This window comes from Streptomyces sp. A0592 (assembly GCF_004795115.1).
Classification (GTDB): Bacteria; Actinomycetota; Actinomycetes; order Streptomycetales; family Streptomycetaceae; genus Streptomyces; species Streptomyces erythrochromogenes.
The window spans coordinates 24,900-35,315 of sequence record NZ_SSBM01000053.1 but is presented as its reverse complement, the minus strand read 5'-3'; the positions used below and the strand labels follow the sequence as shown (position 1 = coordinate 35,315).

The following is a 10,416-nucleotide window of genomic DNA, read 5'->3' as shown; positions in this document are numbered from 1 at the left end:
GGTAACACCCAGGGTGGTACGCAGGGTGGTGGGACCGGTAACACCCAGGGTGGTACGCAGGGTGGTGGGACCGGTAACACCCAGGGTGGTACGCAGGGTGGTGGGACCGGTAACACCCAGGGTGGTACGCAGGGTGGTGGGACCGGTAACACCCAGGGTGGTACGCAGGGTGGCGGGACCGGTAACACCCAGGGTGGTACGCAGGGTGGCGGCGCCGGTGACACCCAGGGTGGGACCCAGGGCTGACCGGCAACCGGCAACCAGTAGTCGGCAACCAGCAGTCGGCGGTCGAGTGCGGCACCTCGCAGAGGCAACCTCTGCGAGGTGCCGCCGTATGTCCGGCGCGGGCCCATGCCGCCTCCCGTTACGGCACCTTGCAGACTGCCCCGGTGGACACCCGTCGCCCTTGCCCCTGTTGCGGTCATCTCGTCTTCGACATCGAAGACGGGTGGCCCGGCTCCTACGCCACCTGCCCGGTCTGCTCCTGGCAGGACGCCCCGGAGCAGTTCCGCCGACCGTTCATGCCGCGCGGCACGAACCAGGTGTCGCTCGTCGAGGCCCAACTCAACTTCCGCGCCTACGGAGCCTGCGATCAGCGGGCCAGGCGGTTCGCCAGGCCCGCGGCGGACGACGAACCCCTGGACGCGGCCTGGCGCCCGATCGACCCCGCCACCGACTTCTTCGAGGACTCCGGGGACGCGGAGCTCCGCCCCTGGCCCGACGACGGGGCGGTCCTGTGCTGGTGGCTCCCCTCGTTCTGGGGCGTCCCCGAGGACCCCGCACCCGATCCCGCCCGCCAGGTGGTCATCGACGTCGGCCCGGTCCGCAGTGAGCGCGACCTCCACGAGGCCCTCAAGCGGGAACTCGGCTTCCCGTGGTTCTACGGGATGAACTGGGACGCGTTCCGGGACGCGATCACAGGACTCGTCGCCATGCCCGCGCACCTGCGGTTCACCGGCTGGGCCGAGCTGGAGCTGCGGGAACCGTCGGCCGCGGCGGTGCTCCGCGAGCAGCTGGAGAAGTACGCGGAGACGGCCGCGGACTTCACCGTCGCCTACGACCGCGGGCGCGACACCCTGTGACAGGCCACCCCCACCCCCGCCCCCGCCGCGCCCGGGCCGGGCGGGTGTCGGCCGGGCGGGGTCGGGTAGGTGACCGGTGCGGGGTGCGGTCCTGGCCCTCATGGCCGCGACGGGGACCGCATCCCGCCCGGCCCCCACACCCGCCCACCACTCACCGTGGCTCCGCCGTGCCCGCCCCGCGCTCAGCGCAGCACAGGGATCACATCGCGTGTCTCGTCGACCTCCAGGCCCGCGGTGCGCCGCCCGACCGGTTCCGGGGGCGCCTCGTCCGCGCAGACGGTGCCCCGCGCGGGCAGCGCCAGCGTGGCGAGGTAGCCGGTGGCCAGGGCGCTGACACACGCGCTGCGGTTGTAGGCGGTGTGCCCCTCGGCGGCGAAGGTCAGCAGCCGGCCGTTCTCCAGCGTCCCGGCGAGGGCCACGGCGTCCTGGTAGGGGGTGTCGGGGTCCCCGGTCGTCCCCAGGACCAGGATCGGCGCGGAACCCGCCGCCCGGTAGGAACCCTGGTAGCGGCTCGGCCGGTCCGCCTGCCACGGGACGCACGCCGGCGCGTGGTTGTGGTCGTAGGTCGGCGGCCCCAGACCGATCGGGGGCCCCAGCAGCGGAGCCGACGCGGCGTGCGCGCCGACCAGCGCGCCAGGAGCGCCCCGCCGGCCGGGTAGACGCGGTCGGCGCACTCGACGGCCGTGTTCACCGTCAGGAAGTCGAAGGACGCCGGCGACGGCGGGGACAGCAGGAACGAGGCCCGGCGGGCCTGCGCCGCCCGCAGCGCCTCGCCCAGGTAGGGCCAGATCTCCTTGCCCGCGTTGATGTTGAACATCAGGCGGTGGGCGAGGGTGTAGCCGGTGGCCGGACGTCCGCTCGCGGTGATGACCGGGTTCGCGTCCAGCGCCCGCTTGAGTTCGGCGAAGGCCTGCCGCGGCCGGCCCTCGCCGAACCCGCAGACGGCCGCGTTGCCCGCGCACCAGTCCAGGAACCGGCCGACCGCCGCGTCCAGGGCGGCGAACTGCGCGGCGTCGTAGGCGTAGGGCACCTCCGCGTACAGGCGCGGGTCGTAGGCCCCGTCCAGGACCATCGCCCGCACCCGCCGCGGGAACTGCGCCGCGTAGACGGTATCGACGTAACTGCCGAAGGAACGGCCGTAGAAGGACAGCGCCTCCTCGCCCAGCGCCCGGCGCAGCAGGTCGATGTCCCGGGCGTTGAAGCCGGTGCCGACGAACGGCACCAGGCCGCCCGAGCGCTCCCGGCAGGCGGCCGCGAAGCCGGCGCCCTGCCGGACGGCGCCGTGCACGGCCCCCGGGCCGGGCACGCCGCGCGCGGCATCGACGGCGGCCGCGTACTCGGTGTCGTCCCAGCACTCCACCTGACCGCTGCGCGCCACACCCCGCATGTCGTAGCCGACGACGTCGAAGGCGTCGCGCAGGGCGGCGGGCAGGGCGGCGTGGCTGTTACGGGCGAAGTCCACACCGGAGTTGCCCGGCCCGCCCGGGTGCAGCAGCAGCACACCGGTACGGCGGGCCGGGTCGGCCGCGGGCCGCCGGGTGACGGCGAGAGCGATCGTGGGCCCGCCCGGCCGGCGGTAATCCAGCGGTACGCGGGCGGTCGCGCACTCGAAGCCGTCCTGCGGGCCGGTGCACGGCCCCCAGGACAGGACGGGCACGATCAGGCCGGCGTCTTCGGCACGGGACACCGCGGCGGCGGACCCCGCGCCTGCGCCCGCGCCCGCGGGCGCGGGCGCAGGCGTCGTGGTGGCGGCGGTGGCGGGCGCGGCGCCCGTCAGCGCGGTGACCGCGGTCAGGACGAGGGCCACCGCCCCCGCCACGCGCCCGCGCGGGGCGACGGCGGAACGGGTCTGCATGCTTGCGCACCTCCGTGATGGCGATGGGCGTCGCGAACGGCCGCCAACGTAGCCGCCCGCCCCGCTCCCGTCGTGCCACCAGGAGTTGGCTCCGCCTTACACCCAGGAGGTGAGGTCCGGGGCGCCGCTCGGCCCCGACGGGCCGTGAGCGGCCCTGCCCGGCGGGGGCGGACCCCGCCGGTTCCCGGGAAAGCCGCAGCAGTGCCGGCGAGCACCCGGACCGCCGAGGAGCACGGCAGGACGTTGCGCCCGACCGCTACGGCCGCACGGGTCGCCCTGGCGGGCCCGGCAGCGGCTGTGACTGCGGCCGCGACGGCGGCCACCACCCCCGCCGCCCGGGCCGCCGCGCCGGCGGGGCACACAGCGCCGCACGCCGCACATGCTCGCCGCCCGCCAGGACGCCGTCGGTGCCCCTTCGTGAACACCCGGGCTCCGACCGGGCAGGAGCCGAAGTTCCCACAGGACCCGGCGAGGCGCTGTCAGTGGCGTCAGGCCGCTTCACCGCACGCATTCGAGGCAATTGCTTCCGGGCCGGACCGGGCCGATGCCGGGTCAGCGCATCGCGCCGGCTCGTACGTTCGGATGCCCCGCCCCCGCCCCCGCCCCCGGCCCCCGCCCGCCCCCGCCCCCGGCCCCCGCCCGCCCCCGCCCGCGTCCCCTACGCCGTACGCGGTCCCCCGCCGCCGACGCCCCCCCGCGGGGAACCGCTGCCCAACACCCTGCGGGATACTGACGCGATGCCGTCCACGCCGCCCGCCGAGCCCCCCGAGCCCGCAGAGCAGCCTGCCGGGCCTCCCGGGCCTGCCGGGGCCGCCGCGCCCGCAGGGCCCGTCGAGCCGATAGCGGCCGATCCGCCCCGCCACACCCGCGCGCACAGGACCCTGCTCACCCAGTCCTGGCTCGACCTGGCCTTCCTGCACTGGCCCGCCGACCCCGCCGACGTCGCCCCGCTGCTCCCGGCCGGCACCACGCCGGACACCCTGGACGGCCTCACCTACGTCGGCCTCGTCGCGTTCCGCATGCACCGCGTCGGCTGGCTGCGCCTCCCCGGCATCCCCTATCTGGGCTCCTTCCCCGAGACCAACGTCCGCCTCTACTCGGTCGACGCCCACGGCCGCCGCGGCGTGGTCTTCCGCTCCCTCGACGCCTCCCGCCTCCTCCCGGTCCTCGCCGCCCGCACCGCGTTCCGCCTCCCGTACGTGTGGTCACGCATGTCGGTCCGCCGCGACGGCCCCACCCTCACCTACACCAGCAGCCGGCGCTGGCCCGGACCGCGCGGCGCGCACAGCACGATCACCGTGCGGACCGGCGGACGCATCGAGGAGCCGACCGCCCTGGAACACTTCCTGACCGCCCGCTGGGGCATGCACAGCGACTTCGGCGGCCGGCTGCTGTACCTGCCCAACAGCCACCCGCGCTGGCCGCTGCACCGCGCCGAACTCCTCGGCTGCGACGAGAACCTGATCGCCGCCGCCGGCCTGCCCGCGCCCGCCGGCCCGCCCGTGAGCGTGCTGTACTCCCCGGGAGTCCCCGTGCGGTTCACCCGCCCGCCCCGCCGGCCGGCCTGACCGCCCCGCCAGGCCCGGCCCCGGCCGCCGGTTCCGCGGGTCCGCATCCCGTCCGCTCCAGCACCCGGGCACACCCCGGGCACACCCAGGGCACACTCCGGCCGCACCCCCGGTGCACCGCGAGCGCACCCCGGGCACATCCGCCCCGCCCCCGCCCCCGCTCCGGCCCTCGTTCCTGTCCGGCGGGCGGCCGGACGGGTACGCGCCATTGACAGAGCCCGCGGCGACGTGCGAAAAAGACCGAAGACCCCAGGTCCGAGGCCGCGCGATGCCCGTTTCTCCGCTGCCCGGCGCCGCAACCGCAGACGCCGCCCGGGACGACAGCCCGCGGGGTCCACCCCGCCGCGATCGGCACCGCGTCGGTGCGACCGACCGCGACCGACCCCTGAAACACGACGATCGGACCCCGACTTGACCCTCATGCCCGGATCCCGCGTGCCCGGCCGGACCTGGACGGTCCGGCTCACCGGCCACGCCGATCACAGTGCGTCCGTCACCTGCAGCACCGAAGCCTGCCGCATGCCGCCCCGTTCGAAGGACACCGCGGCCCTGAAGCGGTTCGCCGCCGAACACGTGCGGGCCCACGCCCGGCTGGCCACCGTACGCCCCGACACCGCGTGCGCCTGCCGGGCCGCGCAGTGCGCGCTCCACGAGGCCCGCACCCAGTGCACCGGCTCCAACCTCCTGGTCCTGGTCCACAACCCGGCCGTGGGACAGGTCTGGACGCTCGCCGAGATCTGCCAGTCCTGCGCGCCGCTCATCGCGCACACCGCCATCCTGGGCCGGTCCCAGCCCCAGGGCCGTCAGGCCCCGCCCGCCGCCTCGGTCCCCGCGCCCGCCACCGCACCGGCGGCGGTCCCCCTGCCCGTCGCGGGCGGGTTCTCCTCACCGCAGGCCGCCCCGGAGGCCCCCGCCGCCCGCCGCCGCCCGCACCGCCCCGCGCGCCCGCGCCGCACCAACTGACCGCACCGCGCCGCACTCCCTGACCACAGCGGGCCGCGCGGGCCGCACCGTCCCGCGCCGGCCCTCACACCCACGTGTAGTTGTCGTCGGTGACGGCGGCCAGGGCGGCGTCGGCGGTCGCCGCGCGGGGGTCGGCCAGCGCGGCCAGAGCGGCACCGATCGGCGGGAAGAGCGGGAGCCCGGCAGCCTCGCGGTAGTCGATCCACTCGATCACGCCGACCTCGTGGCTCCCGTCGGGCTGTTCGTCCCATTCCTCCCCGGCGAGGGTGGCGCGCACCTCGGCGGTGATGTGCAGGCGGTGGATCAGGTGCAGCTTGCGCGGGGGCGGTGTCGGCCCGGGACGGGTGACGCGCTGGTCGACGACCCACAGCAGGTCCCCGCCCTCGGCCAGGCCGACGTCCAGGCCGAGTTCCTCGGCGAGCTCCCGGCGCAGGGCGCAGGCGAGGTCCTCGCCGTCCTCCACGTTCCCGCCGGGCGGGCTGTAGTGGACGGAGCCGGCGCGGTCGCGGCGGATGAGCGCGACCTCGTCACCGCAGAACACCAGGGCCGCCGTGCGGATCCTGATGTGCGAGAACGGGACCGCCGGCGCCGGGGGAGTGGATGTCATGACGGCCATTGTCCCGTACCCGAACTGACCATCCATCAGCATTGTCGGTGGTCGCCCCTACGTTTGCGCCCATGAGCCGATCCATCCAGGCACTCGCCTACGCACGCCCGTCCGCCCTCACCACCGAAGGCGGCGCCGGCCTCCTCGGGCTGGAGACCTCCGGCGGGCTGACCCCGGTGGGCCGCGAGGCCCACCCGCAGTTCTTCGCCGGGTTCCTGAACTCGCCCCAGGCCGCCGCCCGGGGCCTGCTCGCCGTCGCGGACGTCGCCGCCGCCCGCTACTACCAGCGCACCCTGCGGGCCTCCCTCGACCCGGTCGTCACCGCCGGCGGCGACCGGCTGCGCTTCGAGTCCTTCTCCGGCTGCTGCGGGGTCTACGCCCGGCTCGACGTACTCCCCGAAGGCCTCGACGGCGCCGACACCGGCCACGGCACCACCAACGTCGACGTCAACAACCCGCTGCGCGAAGCCCTCTCCCGGCTCAGCGGCGACGAACCCCTCCACCTGCGGGTCGGCCCCGACGAACTGGCCGTCACCACCCTGGACGGGCCCGTGGTGGAGAAGAAGGTCCCGCTGCCCGACCGCTGGCTGCGCGGCTTCGCCGAATCCCAGGTGATCACCGCCGCCTTCGACCTGCGCGCCGAACTGTCCGCCGCCGAGGCCGTACGCTTCCTGCGCTCCCTCCCGCGCACCACCGGCACCGCCGCGGGCTCCGCCGCCGGATCGGGCGGCCGGGCACCCCTGTGGGTGGTCCCCGCCGGCCGCACCCTGCGCCCCACCACCCGCCCCGTCCCCGGCGCCGTCTGCCTGCCCGGCCCCGAGCGCCTGACCGCCCTGCAGCGGGTGCTGCGGCACGCCACCGCACTGCGCGTGTACGGGCCCCCCGGCCACGACGGCGCCGCCACCGCCGCCGCCTGGGAGGTCGCCATGCCCGGCATGCGCCTGACCCTGACCCTCTCCCCGGAGCCCAGCCGCGGGTTCTCCGGCGAGGGCGCCGTCCTGGAGGCCCTGGCCGGCGACGAAGCCGCCGCCGACGCCGACCTCGTGTCCGTGCTGCTCTCCTGGGAACCGCGCATCGACATCGCCGACCTCGCCGCCCAGAGCGGACTGACCCCGCAGCGCGTACGGGCCGCCCTCACCCGGCTCGGCACCGCCGGCCGCGTCGGCTACGACGCCGCGGACGCCGCCTACTTCCACCGCGAACTGCCCTACGACGCCCACCGCGCCGAAGCCCGCAACCCCCGCCTCACCGCCGCCCGCGCCCTCCTCGCCGACGGCGCCGTCCACCTCCACACCCCCACCGCCACCGCCGGGTCGGGCACCGCGACCGTCCGCTCCGGCGAGCGCCACTACCAGGTCCGCGAAGCCGCCGGCGGCGTCCTGAGCTGCACCTGCCAGTGGTGGGCCGACTACCGCGGCCGCCGCGGCCCGTGCAAACACGCCCTCGCCGTCCGCATGGCCCGCCGCGCCCCGACCGCCGGCCCCACCACCACCGCCGCCTCCCACACCACCACCGCCGACTCGACCGCTGCTGCTGCCGGAGACACCCGATGAACACCCTCCTCGACGCCGTCCGCGCCGGCCGCTGCGACCTGGTCGCCGCCCTGATCACCCCCCTCACCGCCGGCGAACGCCGCGCCCTCCTGCCGGAACTGACCGCCCTGCGGCGCGAGACACGCACCTGGGACTGGAGCCGCCGCTGGGACGCCGAGCCCACCCTGCGCGCCCTGCACCTCGCCGGAGCGGCCTGCCACACCGGAGCGGCCGCCGCCGCCTCCTGGATCGCCGCCCGCGACCTGCGCGACGGCCGCCCCCGCGACACCGCCCGGCTGGCTGCGCTCCTCGCTGCCCGCGACCCCGCCTGGCGCGCCGACGTCGCCCACCGCCTCGCCGCCCGCACCGCCACCGTCGAGGACGACTACCCCCTCATCCGCACCCTCCTGGAAGGCACCGGAGCCCCCGCCCCCACCACCGACGGCTTCGTCCACGCCTGGGCCCGGGCGACCACCACCAGCACCGACACCACCGTCACCGGACGCCGCCCCCGCCCCCGTCCCCGCCCCCTGCGGGTCGCCCTGCGCGAAGACCCCTACACAGCCGAACTCATACCCCGCCTGTTCGAGACCGCCGAACCCGCACCCTCCCTCACCTGGTACGACGACCCCCGCACCCCCGGCCGCTGGCCCGCCGAACTCGCCCACCTGGCCCTCGAGGGCACCGTGGAGCGCCACGCCCTCCTCACCGGCACCGTCAACCGCCTGCTGCGCGGCGGCCGCACCGGCCACCTCGCCTTCTACGCCGACCTCCTCGACGTCCTCGACCTCACCACCGACGAACGCGCCGAGCACACCGCGGACTGGATCGCCCTGGCCGCCGACGCCCCCTCACCCACCGCCGGCCGCGCCCAGCAGACCCTCACCACGCTCTTCGAAGCCGGCCGGCTCCCCGCCGACCGCCTCGCCGAAATGTCCGCCGCCGTCCTCTTCCGCCCCGAGAAGAAACTCGTCCGCGCCCAGCTCGTCCTCCTCGGCAAGGCCCTGCGCCGCGACCGGGAGGACCGCTTCACCCTGCTGCCCGCCACCGCCGCCGCCTTCGGCCACCCCGACACCGCCCTGCAGGAGAAGGCCCTCAAACTCGTCGCCGCCCACCTGCGCCCCGACGACGACGCCCTGCGCGCCGACCTCGCCCTCGACGCCGAACAGCTCGGCCCCGGCCTGCGGCGCACGGCCGCCGCCCTGCTCGGCGACCTCGCCGACCCCGCCGGCGGCCCGGACACCGACGGCTACGAGGAGACCCTCCCGGCCCCGCCCGCCCGCCGCCCCCTGGCCACCGGCGGCCAGCCCATCGCCCGGACCGTCGAACTCGTCGCCGCCCTCGCCAAGACCAACGCACCGACCGCCGAGGAGACCGAGACCGCCCTGGACCTCCTGGTCCGCCACGCACACCAGGACCGGACCGCCCTGGCCGCCGCCCTGCTCCCGGCCCTGGCCGACCGCCACTGGGCACGCCAGGACGCCGGCCACGCCGACCCCGCCCACCTCTCCGCCCCCGAACTCCTCGCCGCCGCCGTCCTCGGCCGCCTCGACCCCGCCGACCTCTCACCCCGGCGCCCCATCGACGGCAGGGGCTTCGGACAGCACTGCATCCACGACGCCCTGCAGCGCGTCACCACCGCCCGGGCCCGCGAAGCCGCCCTGCGCATGCTCACCGACCCACTCCCGTTCCTGCTGGCCACCCCCACCTGGGACTGCGGCACCCTCGAACCGCACGACCTCCTCACCCGCCTGACCGCCTACGCCCGCCAGGGCTGCGAACCCGCCCCCGCCGACTTCGCCCAGGCCCTGCTGCGCGTACGGCGCGACCCGCGGGCCGCCGCCGCGGCCGACGCCCTGGCCACCCCCGAGGGGCGCCGCCTGGCCGCCTGGCTCACCACCGACGGCGAACCCGCACCCCACACCCGCCACGTCAGCGACCAGGACCGCGGCCCGCGCCCCTGGTGGGGCGCGCAGCGGCCGACCGTGCGCCGCATCGTGCTGGAGATCCCCGAACACCTCGTCATCCAGAAGGAGTTCCCCGCCGTCTTCCACCCCCTCGGCCGCCCCCGCACCGGCACCCCGCGCTGCTGGCACTGGCGCGGACAGGAGCGCGCACACCTCGCGGTCCTGCCGCAGGACCGCGAGACGCAGGCCGTGTGGCTGCTGCCCGACCTGACCGGATGCGCGATCGAGGAGGACCGCGGCGCGGGCGAGGTCCTCTCCCGCCTCGCCGAACTGGGCGGCCCCGCCGGCCCCGCCCTGCACCTGGCCGTGGCCACCGGCCTCGGAGCCCGCCACGCCGAGGACCGCCTCGGCGCCGTCGACGCACTCCTCGTCCTGGCCGCACGCGGCGAACTGGACACCGCCCTCCTCGGGCGCGACCTGGCCGAACTGCTGCGCCTGGGCACCGTCAAACCCAACCGGCTGGCCGACGCGGCCCGCACGGCCGCGGCCACCGGGGCGTACGCGACGACCTGGGCTTTCCTGGCCCGGGCACTGCCCGCCGTCCTCACCGACGCCACGGCCCGCGGCGCGGGCGAACTCCTCGCCGCGGCCGCCGACTGCGTCGAGCACTGCGGGCCCGGCGGCCCGCTGCCCGAGGGCCTGGCCCCGGCCGCCGCCCGCAAGGGCACCTCCCAACTGGCCACCCAGGCCCGCCGCCTGCACACCGCCCTGACCACCACCACCGCCGGATAGACCGCCCGCCCCGCCCGCCGCTGCCCCCGACACCCCCAGCAAGTCCCCGGCCCCGGCGAGCAGGGCGCGCACGGCGGAGGCGTCGGCGCAGAGCGACACCCCGCCCCGGC

General features: G+C 76.8%; 6 protein-coding genes and 1 pseudogene. 5 read left to right on the top strand and 2 right to left on the bottom strand.

Features of this window, described 5'->3' with window-relative positions; all coding sequences use genetic code 11:
- Nucleotides 1-389: 389 nt before the first annotated feature.
- Nucleotides 390-1,082, top strand: a complete 693-nt coding sequence (locus E6U81_RS41480) for a CPCC family cysteine-rich protein (RefSeq protein ID WP_136234306.1) — start codon at nt 390-392, stop codon at nt 1,080-1,082.
- 182 nt (nt 1,083-1,264) lie between these two features.
- Here E6U81_RS41480 and E6U81_RS36535 read toward each other — a convergent pair.
- Nucleotides 1,265-2,937, bottom strand: a pseudogene (locus E6U81_RS36535) (alpha/beta fold hydrolase).
- A gap of 737 nt (nt 2,938-3,674) precedes the next feature.
- On the opposite strand from E6U81_RS36535, the gene E6U81_RS36530 reads away from it, so the two are divergent.
- Together E6U81_RS36530 and E6U81_RS36525 are read left to right on the top strand one after the other, a co-directional pair.
- Nucleotides 3,675-4,505 carry a DUF2071 domain-containing protein gene (locus tag E6U81_RS36530; RefSeq protein WP_136234305.1) on the top strand — a complete coding sequence of 277 codons (831 nt, stop codon included), beginning with the start codon at nt 3,675-3,677 and terminating at the stop codon, nt 4,503-4,505.
- Nucleotides 4,506-4,925: 420 nt separating this feature from the next.
- On the top strand, nt 4,926-5,468 hold the full coding sequence (locus E6U81_RS36525; protein WP_136234304.1) for a hypothetical protein: 543 nt from the start codon (nt 4,926-4,928) through the stop codon (nt 5,466-5,468).
- A 64-nt stretch (nt 5,469-5,532) separates the two neighbouring features.
- On the opposite strand, the gene E6U81_RS36520 is transcribed toward E6U81_RS36525, so the two are convergent.
- On the bottom strand, nt 5,533-6,075 hold the full coding sequence (locus E6U81_RS36520) for an NUDIX domain-containing protein (protein ID WP_136234303.1): 543 nt from the start codon (nt 6,073-6,075) through the stop codon (nt 5,533-5,535).
- Nucleotides 6,076-6,146: 71 nt separating this feature from the next.
- Here E6U81_RS36520 and E6U81_RS36515 point away from each other — a divergent pair, with 71 nt between their 5' ends.
- On the top strand, nt 6,147-7,628 hold the full coding sequence (locus E6U81_RS36515) for an SWIM zinc finger domain-containing protein (RefSeq protein WP_240804230.1): 1,482 nt from the start codon (nt 6,147-6,149) through the stop codon (nt 7,626-7,628).
- A complete protein-coding gene (locus tag E6U81_RS40285) occupies nt 7,625-10,306 on the top strand; it encodes a DUF6493 family protein (protein ID WP_168714845.1) in 2,682 nt (893 codons plus the stop codon). Before E6U81_RS36515 ends, E6U81_RS40285 begins: the two co-directional genes overlap by 4 nt.
- Nucleotides 10,307-10,416 lie beyond the last annotated feature (110 nt).

Excerpts from the sequence above, each read along its gene's own strand:
- E6U81_RS40285 (WP_168714845.1), top strand. The coding sequence starts at position 7,625 with ATGAACACCCTCCTCGACGCCGTCCGCGCCGGCCGCTGCGACCTGGTC.
- E6U81_RS36515 (WP_240804230.1), top strand. The coding sequence starts at position 6,147 with ATGAGCCGATCCATCCAGGCACTCGCCTACGCACGCCCGTCCGCCCTC.
- E6U81_RS36530 (WP_136234305.1), top strand. The coding sequence starts at position 3,675 with ATGCCGTCCACGCCGCCCGCCGAGCCCCCCGAGCCCGCAGAGCAGCCT.
- E6U81_RS36520 (WP_136234303.1), bottom strand. The coding sequence starts at position 6,075 with ATGACATCCACTCCCCCGGCGCCGGCGGTCCCGTTCTCGCACATCAGG.
- E6U81_RS36525 (WP_136234304.1), top strand. The coding sequence starts at position 4,926 with ATGCCCGGATCCCGCGTGCCCGGCCGGACCTGGACGGTCCGGCTCACC.